Source organism: Paenibacillus sp. FSL F4-0125 (assembly GCF_038008565.1).
Taxonomy (GTDB): Bacteria; Bacillota; Bacilli; order Paenibacillales; family Paenibacillaceae; genus Paenibacillus_AQ.
Genome location: NZ_JBBOZJ010000001.1, coordinates 1825299 through 1844428, shown reverse-complemented (window position 1 = coordinate 1844428; position 19130 = coordinate 1825299). Strand labels below are relative to the sequence as shown.

The 19130-nt window shown below is 44.3% G+C and carries 15 protein-coding genes; 1 reads left to right on the top strand and 14 read right to left on the bottom strand.

Annotated elements, in window-relative coordinates; translation table 11 throughout:
• Nucleotides 1-9 precede the first annotated feature (9 nt).
• The 13 genes from NST74_RS08085 to alaS form a co-directional block, all read right to left on the bottom strand.
• A complete protein-coding gene (locus tag NST74_RS08085) occupies nt 10-576 on the bottom strand; it encodes a GNAT family N-acetyltransferase (RefSeq protein WP_341111395.1) in 567 nt (188 codons plus the stop codon).
• Nucleotides 577-627: 51 nt separating this feature from the next.
• Complete coding sequence (locus tag NST74_RS08080) at nt 628-1692, bottom strand: LacI family DNA-binding transcriptional regulator (protein WP_341111394.1); 1065 nt, start codon at nt 1690-1692, stop codon at nt 628-630.
• 43 nt (nt 1693-1735) lie between these two features.
• Nucleotides 1736-3040: an ABC transporter substrate-binding protein gene (locus NST74_RS08075; protein WP_341111393.1), complete on the bottom strand. Its 1305-nt coding sequence runs from the start codon at nt 3038-3040 to the stop codon at nt 1736-1738.
• Nucleotides 3041-3062: 22 nt separating this feature from the next.
• A complete protein-coding gene (locus NST74_RS08070) occupies nt 3063-4943 on the bottom strand; it encodes a cache domain-containing sensor histidine kinase (protein WP_341111392.1) in 1881 nt (626 codons plus the stop codon).
• A 162-nt stretch (nt 4944-5105) separates the two neighbouring features.
• The gene (locus NST74_RS08065; protein ID WP_076120857.1) at nt 5106-7283 is read right to left on the bottom strand and encodes a methyl-accepting chemotaxis protein; all 2178 of its coding nucleotides are present in this window, start codon (nt 7281-7283) and stop codon (nt 5106-5108) included.
• A gap of 316 nt (nt 7284-7599) precedes the next feature.
• On the bottom strand, nt 7600-8931 hold the full coding sequence (locus NST74_RS08060; RefSeq protein WP_076120858.1) for a peptidase U32 family protein: 1332 nt from the start codon (nt 8929-8931) through the stop codon (nt 7600-7602).
• A gap of 82 nt (nt 8932-9013) precedes the next feature.
• Nucleotides 9014-9946: a peptidase U32 family protein gene (locus NST74_RS08055; protein WP_076120859.1), complete on the bottom strand. Its 933-nt coding sequence runs from the start codon at nt 9944-9946 to the stop codon at nt 9014-9016.
• Nucleotides 9947-10002: 56 nt separating this feature from the next.
• Entirely contained in the window at nt 10003-11052 is a 1050-nt protein-coding gene (gene mltG, locus NST74_RS08050) for an endolytic transglycosylase MltG (RefSeq protein WP_341111388.1), read from the bottom strand.
• A 383-nt stretch (nt 11053-11435) separates the two neighbouring features.
• The gene (locus tag NST74_RS08045; RefSeq protein ID WP_341111385.1) at nt 11436-11744 is read right to left on the bottom strand and encodes a DUF1292 domain-containing protein; all 309 of its coding nucleotides are present in this window, start codon (nt 11742-11744) and stop codon (nt 11436-11438) included.
• Complete coding sequence (locus tag NST74_RS08040; protein WP_038569507.1) at nt 11737-12045, bottom strand: DUF1292 domain-containing protein; 309 nt, start codon at nt 12043-12045, stop codon at nt 11737-11739. Before NST74_RS08040 ends, NST74_RS08045 begins: the two co-directional genes overlap by 8 nt.
• 13 nt (nt 12046-12058) lie before the next feature.
• Nucleotides 12059-12478 (bottom strand): Holliday junction resolvase RuvX, encoded by a 420-nt coding sequence (ruvX, locus tag NST74_RS08035; protein WP_042125475.1) that lies wholly within the window; start codon nt 12476-12478, stop codon nt 12059-12061.
• Nucleotides 12475-12750: an IreB family regulatory phosphoprotein gene (locus NST74_RS08030; RefSeq protein WP_042125473.1), complete on the bottom strand. Its 276-nt coding sequence runs from the start codon at nt 12748-12750 to the stop codon at nt 12475-12477. Before NST74_RS08030 ends, ruvX begins: the two co-directional genes overlap by 4 nt.
• 316 nt (nt 12751-13066) lie before the next feature.
• Complete coding sequence (gene alaS, locus NST74_RS08025; protein ID WP_076120860.1) at nt 13067-15700, bottom strand: alanine--tRNA ligase; 2634 nt, start codon at nt 15698-15700, stop codon at nt 13067-13069.
• Between the two features lie 774 nt (nt 15701-16474).
• On the opposite strand from alaS, the gene NST74_RS08020 reads away from it, so the two are divergent.
• On the top strand, nt 16475-17140 hold the full coding sequence (locus tag NST74_RS08020; protein WP_341111382.1) for a CPBP family intramembrane glutamic endopeptidase: 666 nt from the start codon (nt 16475-16477) through the stop codon (nt 17138-17140).
• 150 nt (nt 17141-17290) lie between these two features.
• Here the strand turns inward: NST74_RS08020 and NST74_RS08015 are convergent, their stop codons facing one another.
• Nucleotides 17291-18676 (bottom strand): MATE family efflux transporter, encoded by a 1386-nt coding sequence (locus NST74_RS08015; protein WP_341111380.1) that lies wholly within the window; start codon nt 18674-18676, stop codon nt 17291-17293.
• Nucleotides 18677-19130 lie beyond the last annotated feature (454 nt).

Here is a 19130-nt window from a genome sequence, read left to right as displayed (position 1 = left end):
CCTTCGATCTCACTTTGTTCCATACAAAGCCCGGTATTCATCCTCCAGCATAGACATCAAAATCAAGTCATGAAATTCTCCATCAACATAAAGAGCATCCCGCTCCACACCATCGCGTTTGAAACCGAGCTTCTCATAGACATGAATGGCTCTTGGATTAAATGGATACACACCAAGATGGATGCGATGCAGCTTCAAGCTTTCAAAGCCATATTGCAGCATTTGAGTCATAGCCTCAGTACCGTAACCTTTCCCTCTATGTTCATGGCTACGAATCCCAATTCGAATGTTTGCGCTGCGGTTATCCGGATCTATTTCATTCAGCACCACTTCTCCGATAAGCTCATCCGTTTCCTTGACGATAATCATAAGATCCACACGATCCTCAGCTGGAACACTAATTTTTCGAATCCAGTCCGCAGTTTGCTCGCGAGAGATTTCTCCTTGCGACCCCGTTAGACGTCCCATCTCCTCATCAAGTAAAAAGCTATAATAAGCCTCCAGATCGGTTGCTTCTACACCACGCAGAATAATATGCTCGCCATCTATCTTTGGCATTGTAATCGCTTCAGTCATGGCATTTCCCCCTAAACTACCTTCACCATTATATATTTGTAAAACTAATTTCTAGTCTCGCGGTTTATCCACAGAATCACGATGCACTATGTCTGCTGCGATCAGGATCTTCTCCAGTGGTGCAGAGGGATGCCCAATCCGGCTTAGCAGCTTCTCCACTGCCGCCCGGCCCATCGCCTCTTTAGGGACATGTACAGTAGTTAGCGGCGGAACACCTCTTGAGGCATCCTCAATATTATCAAAGCCCGTAACCGAGATATCCCCTGGAATATTAAGACCTTCTGCCTTCAGGATATCACTGACCGAGAGTGCTGTTTTGTCATTGGCGCAGACCAAGGCGGTTGGGAGTGTCTTCGCTTTTTTCCGCTTCATCACCCAATTTTTAAAATCCTCTTGGAATACATCTTCCTCCACCCCTTCCAAAAAGAGATTCGAGTCGTCTTCCAAAGGAAGTCTTATCCCACTCTCCTCCAGCGCACTCCGAAAGCCAATCCACCGGTCACGGAAGCTGCGTGAGAATCCAATATTCCCGATAAAATGCATTTGGGTATGGCCTGTCCCCATCAAATGATTAGTCAACCGAGCCATCGAATCCACATTGTTCGCGAATACAGTATCACTTGGAATTAATGGATCTTCATGGTCAATCAACACCATCGGCAGACCGATGCGATGTACCTCAAGCAGTAAAGAAGTTGAGATTTCACCCACTCCTACCAAACCAAGAATCCCGCTTGGATTCAAGATATTAACAAAATTATCTGCACGGTTCTCAGAGATGATCACCATTCCTAGTCCTTCTTGATCCAGAGCAAGAGCAATACCGTCCACAATCTTTCCCCAATACAAGGAATCCTGAGTCTGTGAGCGGATATTCGGCATTAATACAAGCACAGATTGCTTATTCCGATCACTCCCCGCCACCGGAGGAGTTCGTTTAATACCTTGGACAAAAGCGTTCTTTTGCGTAAAATAGCCTAACTGCGAAGCCGCTTGAATAACTCGTTCTCTGGTCATCTCATTAACGCCAGCTTTACCCGATAGTGACTTAGAGACAACAAATTTAGATACACCGAGATGATCGGCTATTTTTTGCATGGTGACCTTTTTAGCCATATTAAACCCTCCAGATTTACTTGAAATTTATGTACTTATATATTTAAGGCTGTGAAGCCACCTGTGTTTCCGCTCGCGCTTCCTTCCATTTAGCATTCAGTTCATCAAAAGCCTTCTGTAAATCAGGTGCAGCAAGCAACTCCTGAATATAATCACCGGACCAAAAGGATAGCTTGGCACGATTTGCGATATCAATGAATGCATCACTCTGAACTGTGGCATCAAGCAGCTTCGGTTTGTAAGATAAAAACTCTTGATACTGCGGCATAAAAGGGTTTAAGCTGCCGTCAGCAGGGAGGAATCCCCAATCATCTTTATAGGAAGTCTCCTTCACAAAAAAGTTCAGCCAAGCCATTGCAAGCTCTTTATTCTTGCTATATTTACTTACCCCCATGAACCAGTCTGAATTGATCGGCGCATAATGAGAGTCACTATTATCATATGGAAATGGGAAGAATCCAATATCCTCTGGCGAAGCTCCTACATCAAGGACTTGTCTGATCGTCCAATTCCCAAGTAAATACATACCTGCTTTACCCTTGGCGAGCTTAGTCTTCGATATTTCCCAATTATTCGAGAATAGTTCATCTTCAACATAACCTTTAGCAATCAAGGTTCTAGCAATGGAAATGGATTCTCCCCACTCATTGTCAAGCTGCCATGGATGATCCTCATTCACCATATTATTAAGATACTCAGGGTTACCTGCCATATAATTAACTAGAGTATCCCATTCGCGCAGTGGCCATATCGCTCCATAATTCATATAAAACGGGATAATACCTGCCTTTTTCAACTTAGCGCAGGCTTCGTAGAATTCATCCAATGTCCGTGGAACAGAAGTGATTCCTGCCTTTTCGAAGGCTCTTTTGTTATAAACTATCCCTACCGTGGTAGTTCCCGTCGATACCCCATATCGTTTGCCCTCATAAACTGAAAAAGAAGGGAACCGTTCACCAGCAGTTATTACTTCATCCAATGGCTCGAAAAAATAATCCAGTTCCTTCGCAGGAAGATTCACCGGAAGCAGCAGTACATCACCAGCATCCTTAGTGGACAGCCGTACCAGAATATCCGTTGCATAGTTGGACAGACCTTCAAATTCGACATTCGCCCCGGGGTATTTTAGCTTGAATTGATCTGCGTATCCTTGAAAAGTTCCGTTCTCAATCAGATCTATTCGATTGGTCATCATGACTATAGTGCCGGATAAGTCAGACTTCACTTCGTTTCCAACTGGAGGTGCTGGTGATTCCGTCTGCTTGGTGTTGTCCTCACAGCCACTAATCGATAACAAAATGAGAAGCAGCAGTATGGTACGCGTAGTCCAGTGTAATCTCATCCCCATCAACGGACAGCCCCCTCTTTTTTCAGTCAGGTAATCTAATCAATTCCGGTTCCAGCAACGGTAGCGACAAAATAACATCCGTCCCTTGTCCGAGCTCACTATATACCTCAATTCCATATGCTGCTCCATAATGAAGGCGCACACGCTGCTGTATATTTTTCATACCAATGCCCCCATTGATACTTTTCTTAGGAGGACTTTCTTTTTGCAGCCCTTCGTTCAATTTCTCCAAAGTGAGCTTATCCATTCCACAGCCATCGTCCTTAATATGAAACAGCAGCATTTGCTCAGTAATCTCGCAACGAATGCTTAGATGCATTTGCGGTTTGTTATCATCTAAGCCATGATAGGCTGCATTCTCTATGATCGGCTGGAAGACCAGCTTGATAATAGAGTAATTATCTAAAGCATTCGGCACGTCGATCTCCAGCACGAAACGATTAGGGTAGCGACAATTCAGCAGCTCAACATAATTGCGCACATATCCAAGCTCTTGCTGCATAGTCGTTTTACCGCTCAAATCACTTGTACTATACCGTAGCAGTTTACCTAAAATAGAGATCATATCCGCAGCTTCAATATCATCATTAAGCTCAGCGGTCATCCGGATCGACTCCAGCGTATTATAGATAAAATGAGGATTAATTTGACTCTGCAGAGCGTGAAGTTCCGCTTCCTTCTTCTGTTCTTCAATTCGGTAGATATCCTGAATTAACTGTCTGATTCGAGCCAACATTCGATTAAACTGATGCCCGAGCAGACTAATCTCGTCACGCCGTCTAACCCTAAACATCACATCTAGATCGCCGCCCTGAACCTTTTTCATCAGGAGAATCATCTGCGATAGTGATTTTGTTAGTGCAAAGGATAGAATAATGGAGATAATTAACGCCAGCACAATGATACTTAATGTAGCAGCGAGAGTTGCATTACGGGTCACCTTCACATCCCGCATCAGCACATCCACAGGAATGGAGATAATGGCCTTCCAATTGGTCTTGTTAGAGCTTGAGTAGATATTCAGAAATTCTTTTCCGTTGACTGTATCATAGAAACTTCCGGATATCCCATCGACCCTTTTGAATCGCTCTGAATCAGATACATCTGTGGCAAGAAGCTTTTTATTGCTGTCGTACACGACCATCCCATTTCCATCAACAATCAGAGATTGGCCATGTGTTACTTTATCCAACTCTTTAACTCGATTCTCCAGATTGCTAATATTCGCTTCTACCGCGATCAGCCCAATCGGATTTAACAATCCATCCACGATTTTGCGAACAACAGTAAAAGCATATCGAGTACTCTGCAAATTACTCGTAAACGATTGGGTACCAAACAAGAGTGCTTCTCCGCTGGAATCCTTCGTCTGCTGACTCCAGTACGTATAGCTTTGATCAAGGTCAAGCCGCACTCCACCATCCTTGGCAGAATAATAACCATTCCCATGAGCATCAAAAATATAAACCGTGTTCGCGCCTCGCTTAATATTGTTAATAAATGAAATATTACCTTCTATTCCCCGCTGAATGGATAGCAACAGATCAAAATCTCCAGGCGACAATGAGGCACTGCCTCCCTTCCCACCCATGATCTCTTTCTGCTCATAGTAGCGGTTTGAACGAATTAAATTTTGTTTAATATCGTTCACATAGGCTGGCATAGATGAAATTCGCTTCATATCTTCGATGTAATCATCTACTCCATCCATCATTTGATCGATTAGCTTCTCAGAATAAGCAATAGTGTTGCCCTGAATAGAAGCTGAATAACTCTTATAAGTAAACACACTAATAAAGGTTAGCGGAAGCGTAATAATGATTAAAAAGACGAGGAGCAGCTTGCGTTCCATGCTCATGTCCCCGATAGCGGACCACCAGCCAAAGATGCGTTTACCTTTCATAGGGTCCTTCTCCTTAAACCTTTTTACTAACTTGTTATTATCAATTACCTAACAAAATTATTATACGGGGAAGTTCTACTTTATACAATAACAAAACCGCTTCCTCATAGCGAAGAAGCGGTTTTGTTAGGAAGACCATATAATGATTAATAAGGGATCCTATTACTTTATAGTGAATAATGACAGCTTGTCCTTCAACTGTCCTGAAGCACTTTCCAGCTTGCCTGATAGTGAAACGAGTTGATCACTAACACTTTGCTGTTCGTTACTGAGTGAAGCCACTTCTTCGGAAGTCGCTGAAGATTGCTCAGCTACAGCACTTACGTTACCCATCGCTTCTGACAACACAACCTGTGAATGATTTAAGCTGCTGATCGCTGTTGTCACCGATTCCAGACTAGTAATGAACTCATCCATCTGTCCCTTTACGGATACAAAGATATCACTCGTACTCTTCACTGAGCTTATTTGCTCTTTGAAGAGAGGGGCCACTTCAGATAATACAGCTTCCGTTTCGTTCATTTCCATTATGATCTTGTCGGTAATTCCGGCTACTAGGGCGATAGACTGCTTTGATTGGTCGGCAAGCTGTCGCACTTCACCTGCTACCACCATAAAGCCCTTACCAGCTTCACCTGCACGTGCAGCTTCTATCGTCGCATTTAATGACAAAATATTCGTCTGCTGTGTGATACTCTTCATCACGTCCAGCACCTTAATTACTGAGAATACCGTTTCTTTCAAATGATTAACACGCTCTACAAGCGCACTTGTCTTTTCCCCAGTACGGCTAGTCTGATCCAATAAATCCGTTAATTGTTTAGCACCTTGCGCACTGGCTTCTCCTACCCCACGAGCAGCCTCGTCCATCTCAGAGTTGGCACTGATCACAGTCTGCATTTGTGTAGCTATCACATCTGTAAGCTCATTCCCACGTTCGGCTTCAAGTGCCAGGCTGCCTGCTCCTCCGGCGATTTCTTCCGTCGCGGCTGCGATCTCCTTCGCTGAGATAGCTGTCTTGCGCGATGCTTCTCCAAGCTCCCCAGCGGTCTCCAGCACATCTCGAGCGGTTTCTGTTGTTTGCGATACAAGCTCAGTAATACGCTCCATCATCAAGTTAAAGGATGCTGACAGTTGCCCAATTTCATCCTTAGACACATATTCTGTGCGTACACTTAAGTCTCCACCTGCACCTTGAACCATAAGATTCTTCAAACGTGCCAGTGGGCGAGCAATCATACGAACCATCCAAATTCCGATGAATATCGCCAGCAGAGCCGCACCCGCAGCTGCAATAAAAGTTGTCAACAGAATCGGACGTGCTTCCTTCACAAGCTCGTCTGTAGGAACTACACCGGTGAGCTTCCAATCCGCACGCATCATCGGATTAAACACCGCCAGAATTGGTTTGCCGTTAGAATCTTTGACATCTAGACTAGTGTTATTCTTCTTGCTCTCTTTGATAAAAGTAAACTCCGACGGCTTTCCTTCATCCTTCTGATCGGTAGAAGCCACCACTGTTCCATCAGGAGTCACCAATTGAATACGGGAGCCGTCTCCAAGCTTCACGCTTGCGAAAGCTTCTTCCAACAGTGTATTTTTCATTACAATCATGATTATGTAACTATCATTTGATCCCAGATTTTTAAGAGATCTCACCATAGCGATATCCTTTTCTGCATTTCCTTGAACGGAAGTGGAGAACCAAATATTTTTGGCACCGCCTTTGTCACCGTCTGAATAATATGGATTATATTCTTTGGTGCTGGCTAGAACCGTCTTATACCATTCTTGCTCTCTTAATCCATCAAGATTAATGCCACCACTACCACTTGTAACAATATCTTGATCAGGTGACTCTGGAATCAAAGAAACACTGATAATATTAGAATCTGTTGTAGTCTGACTGGATAATTTCTTACTAATGGAGCTTGTAGCTTCAAACTTTTCATAAGACGTTTTTGCATTCACCAAAGTCCTAAGATCCGTTTGCGTTTGTGCATCAAAATAAAGCTGCAATGCCAGGTTCTCATACTGTTTCAAGGTAATATCCAGCTTCTCCGCAGTCTGAATAATAGTCTGACGATAAGCTTCGGATACGTTATTCTTTATCGTTGTTTTTGCCTTTGAATATGATATTAGCCCAAGTGACATCACTACGATTACAGTGGAGCATAGGAAGATTAGAAATAACTTCACTCCGACGGATTTAATAGGATTCACTCTCTTGATTTGGCTTCCCCAACCCAACACCATATTCTTAGCATCTAGCTTTGATGTCTTACCTGTGCTTGCTTCATTGCTCTGTACTTTTACGGATTTCTTATTATTTTTCTTCATCTCTAACCTTCTCTCTTTATGCTTTTCACTAATACTATCTTGATCAGGATCCCCATCATGATTATCTACCCGCTAATATTAGAGGACATATGAAAGCGCTAACTATATTATATATCGGTATATTAGGTCTTTTTTCTTAGCTTTAATACACTTTTTTTATAACTTTTAACCTATGTATTTTGAGGCAAAAAAACTTCGTTCGTTCTGCCCTCCTTCTTGGATTTATTTGTTAGTTACTAATATATATAACTTATTGTTAGCTTTGTCAAAAGAAAAACAGGGATGCTCTTCTAACAAAGAACATCCCTGTATCCTATTAAGATTTTCTCTTACGCATCATATCAAAGTATGCTACTGGTTGATCTACCTTCATACGAACACGTTGCAGAGGATGACGGGCTACATCAAGCGGGTTGCCTGCTTCATCCCATATTTCCGCTACAGTCTGCTTAAAGAACGTATCATTCGGTCCGAAGAATTCAACTTCCTGACCAGGCTTGAAGTGATTGCGTTGCTGAATTAGTGCCATTCCACTCTCAGCATCGTATTCTAGCACAAGTCCGGCAAAATCATAAGGAGCTGCTTTTTCTTCCGGTTCATAGATATGATCTTCATGATCCGGAGTATCATAGAAGAACCCTGTGTTAAGCGGGCGATTCGCCGCTTTGTTTAGCTCGTCCAGCCACTCTTGCTTCAACTCGTACCCTTCCGGATCAGCCATGTAAGCATCAATGGCTTTACGATAAGCATTAACGACAGTAGCTACATAGTGAATCGACTTCATCCGTCCTTCGATCTTGAAGCTGTCGATACCGACTTCAATGAGTTCAGGGATACTTTCCAACATGCACAAATCCTTAGATCCCATGGAAAAGGGATTATCCCCTTGCTGATGCAGTGGAATCTGAGTTACACCCGGAAGTAAAGGTGCCGGAGATTGCACTTCAGCTTGATCTTCTTCAGACACCCAAGTGCCTTCAGGACGCGTATCCTCGAACAGATCATATTTCCAGCGGCAAGACTGGCAGCAGCCTCCGCGATTGGAGTCACGGTCTGTAAAGTGATTGGATAATACGCAGCGACCTGAGTATGAGGAGCACATCGCACCATGGATAAAGCTCTCAATTTCAATGTCGACATGCTTCTTAATCTCGGCGATCTCTTCCAGGCTTGTCTCACGCCCGAGTACTACACGTGGTAGACCCTCTTCTTTCCAGAAGGATACAGCTTGCCAGTTTAGTGTAGATTGTTGAGTACTCAAATGCACCTCTAATCCAGGTACTAAACGGCGCGCTGTATCTACAATGACTGGGTCAGCTACTATAATGGCAGCAATACCGACTTCATATAGGTTACGCAGATATTCTTCAATCCCTGCGACATCTTCATTGTGAGCATAAATGTTCGTTGCAACAAATACCTTAGCGCCATACTTCTTCGCGAATTCAACACCTTCACGCATTTCCTCAAAGCTGAAATTGTCTGCCCCTGAACGCAAACCGTATTTCTGCCCTCCGATATAAACAGCATCCGCACCATAATGTACTGCGAATTTTAATTTTTCCAAATTACCGGCCGGAGCTAGGAGCTCCGGTTTGTCCAGACGGTAACGTTTGCCCTTGAATTGCGGCTTTGTCATGGTTCCCATTCCTGTTCTCCCCTCCATCGCCCCACAAAGTGATGTCTACACCTAGTCTTTGCGGGGAACTAAGAACTGTCTTAAATTAAACTTAATATACTTGCTCTTTATAGAAAAATCCGAAGCTTAGCTCCCGTTCTGGATCCTGCAACGTTCTGATTGCTTCCATCCAATCCTCTTGGAAAGAATAGCCTTCTGGATCAGCTGCATAGAGATCAATAGCTTTACGATAGGTCTTAACAACCGCCACATTATAAGCTGTTGATTTCAACAATCCTTCAATCTTAAAACTCTGTACGCCTGCAGCCATAAGGATATGAAGATCCTCCAAAATACATATATCATCCGAACTCATAATATGTGTACCGTTCACGTCTTCATAGATCGGGAACTTTTGGTCATCTCGCTCTGCCTCAATCAAGAATAGACCACGTTCCTTGCCAAGACTGCCCCCTTCAATTGGACGTCCTTGATGTGACATATAGCTTTCTACAAGCTTACGCTTGGAATGATATATATTGGTCATGCCGTGAACCTGAACCTGTGCTTCTACCTCTAAAAGCGGAACCATTTCCGTCATTTCATCCATATTCAGCTCACGGGCAAGAACAACGCGAGTAGCCCCTTTACGCCCCCAATAATTCGCGGTTGCGTAATTGGTAGAGGTCATTTCTGCATTCCAATGCAGATTCATCCCCGGCGCTTCCTTTTTCACTGTAGTCAACACAGCAGGATCACCAAATTCAACACCATCAACACCAAGTTCACCTATAGCCTTCACATAGGCAGGAAGCTCTTCAAGAAGAAGGTTGGACATGAGCCCACCTAGTCCAGCATATACCTTGCAGCCACGCGCATGTGCCATTTCTACGACAGCAGCTGTATCCTCCAGAGAAAAATGTCCGGCAAGACGCATGCCGAAACGATCATCCCCAATGAGCAACGCGTCGGCTCCGGCATCCAGCAAAGCAGCAGCTTCCTCTAAGGATGCTGCTGTCGCCAATAATTCCGGTTTGTTAGTCATGTTGTACCTCCTACTTGTACAGTTGTTTCAACCGCACCACTCTTCATTTTAATATTTTATTTCGATTCTTGCTTACTTTTTTCGATATTGGCTAAATGTTCCTTGTAAGTCTTAGCAAACAAATGGCCCTGTGTACCATCTTTCTTTGTCACATAGAAGTAGTATTCAGATGCCTCAGGTTCAAGTGCCGCCTGAATAGAAGCCAGCCCTGGATTACTAATAGGTCCCGGAGGAAGCCCAATATTTCTATAGGTGTTATAAGGACTGTCAACTTCCAAATCTTTATATAACAGTCTTTCCTTCTGTTTGTCGAGCAAATATTGAACCGTAGCATCAATCTCCAGCTTTTGCTCCTTCTTTAAGCGGTTATAAATCACGCCAGCGACTAGCGGTCGTTCACTATCTACCACGACTTCACGCTCAACTAACGAGGCCACCGTCAACAGTTCATGCAGCGTCATTCCACGTGCTTCAAGCTTCTGCTTCCAGTTCGGGATCGTATCCAGTTTCTTCTGGAACTGATCCAATAACGCTTCTACAACTTCCTGCGGTGTACTGTCCTTAGCTAGTTCATACGTTTCTGGGAACAAGTATCCTTCAAGACGATGGCGAAGATTCTTATCCTGTGGGATACCTAGAAGATCAACTCCCTTTAAGCCCGCACCGGTATCCATTATTTCGAGAAAAATAGCAGCCTCCTGATTCCACGCTTCAGCAAGCTTCTTGGCAATCTGCTCAGCAGTATATCCTTCGGGAATTGTAAAAGTTATGGTCTCTTTCTTAACAACATCACCAGCATTTAACCTCTCGATGAGCTCGTCATAGGTATCGCCTGGACTAGCAACATAAGTACCAGCCTTGAAGCTAGAACCTTCTTTGGTCCATTTTAAATATCCCTTAAAAAAAAGACTGTTGCGAATAATGCCATTTTGTTCGAGCAGGTCGGCTATTTCCGCACTGCCCATGCCCTTCTCTATCGTAAATGTTACGGCAGGTCCTGCAGGCTTTACCGGCTGCATCCCGTTCCAAATGTACCAAGCGCCTCCGCCTCCTGCTGCTACCAGCAAAAGAATAACGATAAGCACAGTACGGATTGCGGATTTCAAGTCAGGTTCCTCACTTTCCGACTATAAAGTATAAAAGTGTATTACTTAAAATTCAATACATATCTCAAGAAATGCTCTACATAAGGAGGTCACTGTAAGAGTTATAGGGAAATACTCCTTACATTTCATCAACTCAAGGCATGATCTCGGTTATTCCTTAAAATTATAGGGAGTAATTCCTTATAATATCAAAACACCAACCAATCCCTCTTACTTATGAGGACAATTCCCTATAAGTAAGAGGGATTGATGATCGTACCTGAATCACAGGAATTAATAAGTTGAATTCTCCAAAAAGAACATCACATATACCAAGCAAAAAGAGCGCGGAATTCTCCGCCCTCTTCCGTACTCGTCATAAATGTAACGTACATGTTTAAGACTTACTCTGCGTCATCCACTGGGAAAGTCATTTCATCATATAATTCTGAGATATCTTCCCATTCTTCATCGTCAACGATGTTCTCTAATTCCGGAAGTCCGTTAGGAGAGACAACGATACGCAGGATTTCATAATCCACGTCTTTACCAGCGCCTTGCAGCACAGCATAGCCGCGACCACCGACTTCGAATTCGGCAATAATATCGTAAATGGAAGACTTGCCCTGCTCATCTTCCAGTTCTACTGTTTCTCCGTAGGCTTCTTTAAGTCGAGAAGTCCATACCGCTTGGTCAGCGGATCGATCAGTCATTCTCAGATCCTCCGTCCAACTCGTCAACCAGTGTGTTGAAAGTCTCTTCGACAATCGCCCACTCCTCGTCATTATCGATCATGAACAATTGAAGATCGTCGCCTTCTTCCACATAACGGAACGCATAAACCTCATCGGTTTCCTCGTCCTCGGAATCAAGCGGAACCACCATCATGTACTTAGCGTCCGAGCCATCAACCTCAAACTTCATAATGACCTCGAATTCCTCTTCATTACCTTCCTCATCGGGAATATAGATAATTTCCGGTTCTTCCTCTTGGCCAATCTGTTCGTTTGTCATTTCCTCGCACCCCTCACCTTTTACTGTTAGCATCCAAAAAATTTTGCAAAATCAGGGCTGCAGCCATTTTGTCCACAATCCCTTTGCGTTTCTTCCGGCTGACGTCCCCTTCAATCAGCACCCGCTCTGCGGATACCGTCGTCAGACGCTCATCCCAAAGGTGTACGGGCATTGCAAATTGCTCCCGCAGCTTGTCAGCGAACTCTATGCAGATTTCGCCCCGGGGTCCTACTGAGCCGTTCATATTCTTCGGTAGACCAACTACAATCTCTCCAATTTCGTGCTCCGTAACAAGTTCACGAATACGTTCGAACTCATTACCAGTACCGCGGCGCTCAATCGTTTCAAGAGCTTGTGCCGTCCATCCAAAAACATCGCTTGTGGCTACACCGATTCTACGGTCGCCGTAATCCAGTCCTAACTTCTTCTTCATCTGGGATTATCCACCTTGTGATTGACGAGGTAGAATCTAACCAGCTCTTCAATCAGCTCATCACGTTCTTTTCTCCGGACCAAACTTCTCGCGTTGTTATGACGCGGAATGTAAGCTGGGTCTCCGGAAAGTAGATACCCTACGATCTGATTGATCGGATGATACTCTTTCTCCACCAGTGCATCGTATACAGCGAGCAATATTTCCTGGGGAGATGCTTCCTTTTCGTCGCCCTTCACATTGAATTTGACCGTTTTGTCCATGGAGTCCATTTGTGACACCTTCCTTCTGCAAAATCACCCTATCAGGGCGGCTTCGCAAAGTTGCTACTGTGCAGCTCACTTGCTTCCTTTATCATAACATATTCATAGCCCAACGAGGAAATCCTACGCGTGGAATAACGCTTTTTTTGGTATTTCCTCTACAAAAATAATGATATTTTTGGCTTTTAAGCTATTGTCAAGCACAACTTTTCATGAAAATCTAACCACCTGTTAATAAAGAGTAGCGGTACTGATGTCAACCTCTCAGTACCGCTATGTTTTTTCGTAATACGTTTAAATTAAGAAATAGTTTCGTAATTTTAATTTATGCTAGGGAAGCTATTAATTCTTCTGCTTTAGCCAGTGCCTCACTAAGCTTGGAAGCGTCTTTACCGCCAGCTTGTGCCATATCTGGACGTCCGCCACCGCCGCCGCCGCATACTGCTGCAACTTCTTTAACGATCTTACCAGCGTGGAAGCCCTTTTTCACCAGATCCTGTGGTACAGCTACAACAAAGTTCACCTTGTCGTCCATGGCAGCACCCAGAACAAGAACAGCATCCGGAAGCTTGGATTTCAATTCATCTGCAGTGGAACGCAATGCATCCATATTTCCTGCTTGTACGGCAACAGCAAGAAGCTGCGTACCTGCGCCAACCGTTTTCACACTGCTCGTTAGTTCAGCAGCAAATGTTGCGCTCAGCTTAGATTGCAAGGATTCATTCTCACGCGAAAGCTCACGGACTTGGTTATGCAGTGCTTCAATCCGTTTTGGAACATCATTCAAAGAAGACTTCAGTAGACCCGCAGATTGCTTGAGCAGATCCAGTTGACTCTCAGTGAACTGATAAGCGTAACGTCCAGTCACTGCTTCGATACGGCGCACTCCAGAACCAATACCACTTTCGCTAAGCAGCTTGAAAATTCCAATTTGAGATGTGTTGGATACATGGCATCCGCCACAAAGCTCAAGGCTGTAATCGCCGACTTGAACGACACGCACGATATTGCCATACTTTTCGCCAAATAGTGCCATAGCACCCATAGCCTTAGCTTCATCAATCGGCTTGTTCTCAATGACTACATCAAGACCACGCCAAATTTGTGCGTTCACGCGATGCTCGATGTCGCTTAGTTCTTCCGGTGTAATCGCTCCGAAATGGGAGAAGTCAAACCGTAAACGTGCGCCTTCCACTAACGATCCTGCTTGGTTAACATGGCCGCCGAGAACCTCTTTGAGCGCTTTATGCAGTAGATGGGTAGCTGTATGGTTCTTCACGATATCTTCACGCTGTGCACGATCTACTTCAGCACGAACCGATTCGCCTACTTTCAATTCTCCAGCTTCCACAGTTACCAAATGTACATGTTGACCGTGTGGAGCTTTGAACAATCCTTTTACCTTAGCTGTAACCGAACCGCCAGTAAGCACACCCGTGTCACTCACCTGTCCACCACTTTCAGCGTAGAACGGTGTTGCCTCAAGAATCACTTGGCACTCTACGCCTTCGCCAGCAGTGTCCACCAATTCGTCACCCACAACAATAGCCATAATCTTCGACTCTGTTACCGAGTCATTATATCCAACAAATTCACTTTTAACCGTCAGATCCGCCAATGCGCCACCCTGAATCTTCATGCTTCCACCGTCATGACGTGCTGCTCTTGCACGGTCACGCTGTTCTTGCATAGCGGCATCGAAACCTTCACGGTCTACAGTTAATCCTTGCTCTGCTGCGAAATCTTCAGTCAAGTCAAACGGGAACCCGTAAGTGTCATAAAGCTTAAATGCATCGGCTCCAGCAATGGTGCTGAGGCCATCCGCTTTTGCTTTAGTACTGATCTCGCCCAAAATAGCCAATCCGTCAGACAATGTCTCGTGGAAACGTTCTTCTTCTGTACGGATAATCTTTGCGATATATTCACGATTCTCGACAACGGATGGATAATACACACCCATAATCTCGCCAACAGTTTCCGTTAATTCATGCAGGAATGGACGATCCAGACCCAAGGTTTTTCCGTAACGAACGGCACGGCGTAGCAATCGACGGATAATATAACCACGACCTTCATTAGAAGGAAGTACTCCGTCACCTACGGCAAAAGTAACCGTACGCACATGGTCAGCTATAACTTTAAGCGCGATATCCTGCTCAACATTATCTTTATAAGTTACACCAGCAAGCTCAGCAGTTTTTTGAATAATCGGTTGGAACAAATCGGTATCGAAGTTGGAATCTACATCTTGCAGAATGGAAGCAAAACGCTCTAATCCAGCACCGGTATCAATGTTTTTGTTCGGAAGCGGCGTATAGCTGCCATCCTTGTTATGGTTGAACTGTGAGAACACTAGGTTCCATACTTCAAGCCAGCGTTCGTTTTCTCCGCCTGGATACATTTCTGGATCGCTCATGTCGCTGCCGTAAGCTTCGCCGCGGTCATAAAAGATTTCCGAACAAGGACCACAAGGGCCTTCGCCGATATCCCAGAAGTTCTCATCTCCCAGCTTAATGATGCGTTCTGCTGGCAAGCCCACTTTTTCATTCCACAGCTTGAATGCTTCTTCATCCTCAGCATACACAGTTACGGAGATACGTTCTGGATCGAAGCCGATCCACTCCTTGCCAGTCAAGAATTCCCAAGCCCATGTGATAGCTTCCTCTTTGAAATAATCGCCGATAGAGAAGTTACCCAACATTTCGAAGAACGTATGGTGACGACGTGTCTTCCCTACATTCTCGATATCATTGGTACGAATACATTTCTGCGAGTTGGTCAGGCGCGGATTCTCAGGAATCTCACGACCATCGAAGTAAGCTTTCAGCGGTGCCATACCTGCGTTAATCCACAGCAGCGATGGATCGTTATGCGGTACGAGGGATGCACTAGGTTCAATCTTGTGACCTTTACTTTCAAAAAACTTAAGCCATTTGGAACGAATTTCACTTGCTTTCATTATTTACAGCTCCCGTCTCATCATTAATTCGGCGAATGCGCCGGATTACACAAATTTCCTGAAAAATAAAAAACAAAAAAACGCCCCTGAATAATTCAGGGACGATTAATATCGCGGTACCACCCTGGTTATCGCCTTAACCCGATTCACGGGAAAGTTAAAGGGCGATCGCCTTGTCGCGGCTGATAACGGGTGCCCCCGGTGAGATTTGTGATCCCACACTCCGAAATTAGCTTTCCACCGGCCTGTCTTCAAGGTTCTCACAGCCATTACGAAACGCTTTCGTAAAGGAACCTGTTCTCTGATCAAGCCATCCTCCGGCGTACTTCATTTTCATCAACGTTTTATCCGATTTACATTTTAACATTTCAAGTATAGCCAGTGCCCCTTCATCTGTCAATCTGAGGAGGAGTTATGGATAACGTGAGAATATATGATTTTTGTAATGGTGAACTCGAACACTTAAAGAATATAGTAAATCTCAGATATCATTTGGGAAATTATGTATTATAGATGATGTTCTAGAATACGCAATGCTCGGGTAAAACCTAAGGAGGATTACAAATCATACTGCGCAATAAAGTAACTGAGGAGCTATCGATTGTTAAAGTTAAGCCTACATCAATACGCTATATCGTCAGTCTCATTTTTATTCATATTCTCTTCACACTAACGGTTAACCTTGTCCTTTTTGCAAATGGAACTTTAAGCGTTATTGCCAAAAGCACAAACGGATGGATCAACGAAACGTTAGCTGCAAATCTGTTCGGCCTTGTGTTAGAAGTGGTTATTTTCTTATGTATAATAGCTAAATTATCACCTAGTGATATTGGGTTAAGAAAAAATAAATTATTAGCAGGACTTATCGGTACTTTACTATTTTGGCTTGCTATAAACATTGTTGATTTAGGTATGACATTACTGACTCACTCAAGTTTAACATTCAATAATGATATCTTTACGAATTCGAACGTCGTCTTCGGTGGATTTCTGGGTCAGATTTTCGGAAATGCTTTACTGGAAGAAGTTTTGTTTCGGGGCTTTCTGCTAGTTCAAATTTATCTTTTATTAAATAAAGTCAAAAAAGTCAAAAACAATACTTCACGGATTGTTTATGCAATGCTTATCTCACAATCGATCTTTGCCGCTATACATATCCCAAATCGGATCTATTCAGGATTAGTCGGAATGGATTTTGTTTATGATTTTATCGTTCTAGTAATCCTAGGGGTCATATTCTCATTACTCTATGTTTTAACCAAGAATCTATTTTTCGTGATTGGCGTCCATTCCTTAATGAATGTTCAGATTATGTTTTGGAATAGTAGTTTCACTTATACAGCAACTTTAATCTGTGTATTGTTACTGACTTGTCTTTTAATTTGTTTCAAAAGAAAGAAATTCCGAGCGCAGAAATCGATGGATTTGAGTCTTCACTAGCAAATCCCTCCCCCTATACTTCGGAAGCAGTCGATAACCAAAACGTAGGGCAGCGACTCTCAAGTAAATATGAGAATCGCTGCCCTGTGCTTTATTAGAGCTACGTTTCCGTCAGCAGGCGTAGGTAGTGTATCCTATCAACAAACAATTCTAAATCAGCTTGTGTGCAAACCACTTTTTGCCCTTGAAGCGCCACAGAAAAATGCCCCCGCGAACGGCCCACTCGCAGTTCATTGCCAACCAGACACCCATGACACCGTAGCCTAGTACGATCCCAAGGATGTATCCAAAAATCACCCGAAACAGCCACATCGTCAGCATCGAGGTAATTGAGGTGAAGCGGGAATCTCCCGCTGCCCGCAGCGCGGACGGCAAAATAAAGCTGACGGCCCACAGCGGAACTTGGGCAATGGAATTCACCAGCAGCACTACAAACAGATCGTCAATGATCTCGGGAGGTGGGGAAAAGATCGATACCAGCGGGTGGAATAGCGGCATCAGAATCAAGGCGATCAACGCCAAAGAGCCAGACCCGATCCAGAGGAAGGACTTGATGAACTTTCTGGCTTCAGAGACATTCCCCCGCCCGATACATTGGCCGACCACCGTTACAATAGTTAGCGACAGCGCGCTGGCTGGAATTTGAAACACCAGAGCCAGCGAGCCGGCAATCGCATTCGTCGCAATGGCATAAGTGCCTAGGCTGACAATAAACACCTGAGTGAGCAGCTTACCCCCGTTGAAGAACATCTGCTCCGCCGCGAACGGCACGCCGATGAACATGATTCTCCTCAGCATGGTCAGAGGGATTCTGAATAGGTCACGAAAACGCACCCGCAGGGCCGTATCCACCTTGAACAGATACACCAGGGCACAAACCATACCTGCATACCGCGCGATATTAATCGCAAGCGTCATCCCCAGCACACCCATTTGCAACAGGTTAATGAAGACCACGTTCAGGATAACATACAGCAGGTTCATGATGAGCGACAGCATCAAAGAAGCTCGTGTCTTGCCCACTCCTCGCAGAGCTCCGCATACCGCCTGAACCACCGCGATGCCCAGATATGAGATGCTGCTGCCGATCATGTAGATGCGGGCATTGTCCAGCACTTCGGGTGAGGCGGTTCCGAACAAAAGGTTCAACATAGGAGTATGGAAGCCCATCAGCAGCAGACCGATTCCCAAAGCGATCAGCGATACCGAGGCGACCGAAGCCGCCGTAGCCTGGGACACCATCCGGTTGTTTCCGCTCCCTTTATACTGCGCGACTACCACTGTCCCCCCGGTTGCAACCGCCACGAACACATTGATCAGAAAAATATTCAGCGAATCCACCATATTCACTGCACTGACCGCCGCCATCCCGGACGAGCTGATCATTGCGGTATTTACCAGATTAAGTCCAATAATGAAGGCCTGGTCAATCAGAATTGGAATAAATAAAGCTATAATTTGCCGATAATCCATCCCCTCCCCAGAAAGATATTTCTCTAGCAATCTTTTCTTCTGAAGACTAGCCCGAAGCTGCATAACATATCACATTCTTTTCTGTAAAATGGAAAAAACTCTTCATCCGAAGAGCTTTTCAACAAATTATACCCATTGTACCGTAGGCTTTACATTCAGTTTACCATCATTCGTTCATCAAAAGTATTGGCAAAAGTCTTTAATCGGATTGTGTTATGCTTGATGATTATGATCGATCTTTGCATTTACGCAAGAAAAATGCCTGACGGCTTCCTTGGTGGTAGAGTTACAAGCTGCGTACATCCATAATCCCATTTTTCGCATACATTCGGCTCGTATACGTTACTGTCGGCACATTGTATTTGGTTTTTCGCATACATTCGGCTCGTTTACGTTACTGTCGGCACATTGTATTTGGTTTTTCGCATACATTCGGCTCGTTTAGGTTACCATCAGCACATTGTATTCGGTTTTCCGCATACATTGGGCTTGCTTACTTTACCATCAGCACATTGTG

Excerpts from the sequence above, each read along its gene's own strand:
- alaS (WP_076120860.1), bottom strand. The coding sequence starts at position 15,700 with ATGAAAGCAAGTGAAATTCGTTCCAAATGGCTTAAGTTTTTTGAAAGT.
- NST74_RS08085 (WP_341111395.1), bottom strand. The coding sequence starts at position 576 with ATGACTGAAGCGATTACAATGCCAAAGATAGATGGCGAGCATATTATT.
- NST74_RS08055 (WP_076120859.1), bottom strand. The coding sequence starts at position 9,946 with ATGACTAACAAACCGGAATTATTGGCGACAGCAGCATCCTTAGAGGAA.
- NST74_RS08070 (WP_341111392.1), bottom strand. The coding sequence starts at position 4,943 with ATGAAAGGTAAACGCATCTTTGGCTGGTGGTCCGCTATCGGGGACATG.
- NST74_RS08040 (WP_038569507.1), bottom strand. The coding sequence starts at position 12,045 with ATGACAAACGAACAGATTGGCCAAGAGGAAGAACCGGAAATTATCTAT.
- NST74_RS08045 (WP_341111385.1), bottom strand. The coding sequence starts at position 11,744 with ATGACTGATCGATCCGCTGACCAAGCGGTATGGACTTCTCGACTTAAA.
- NST74_RS08030 (WP_042125473.1), bottom strand. The coding sequence starts at position 12,750 with ATGGACTCCATGGACAAAACGGTCAAATTCAATGTGAAGGGCGACGAA.
- NST74_RS08065 (WP_076120857.1), bottom strand. The coding sequence starts at position 7,283 with ATGAAGAAAAATAATAAGAAATCCGTAAAAGTACAGAGCAATGAAGCA.
- NST74_RS08075 (WP_341111393.1), bottom strand. The coding sequence starts at position 3,040 with ATGGGGATGAGATTACACTGGACTACGCGTACCATACTGCTGCTTCTC.
- NST74_RS08060 (WP_076120858.1), bottom strand. The coding sequence starts at position 8,931 with ATGGGAACCATGACAAAGCCGCAATTCAAGGGCAAACGTTACCGTCTG.
- NST74_RS08015 (WP_341111380.1), bottom strand. The coding sequence starts at position 18,676 with ATGCAGCTTCGGGCTAGTCTTCAGAAGAAAAGATTGCTAGAGAAATAT.
- ruvX (WP_042125475.1), bottom strand. The coding sequence starts at position 12,478 with ATGAAGAAGAAGTTAGGACTGGATTACGGCGACCGTAGAATCGGTGTA.
- NST74_RS08080 (WP_341111394.1), bottom strand. The coding sequence starts at position 1,692 with ATGGCTAAAAAGGTCACCATGCAAAAAATAGCCGATCATCTCGGTGTA.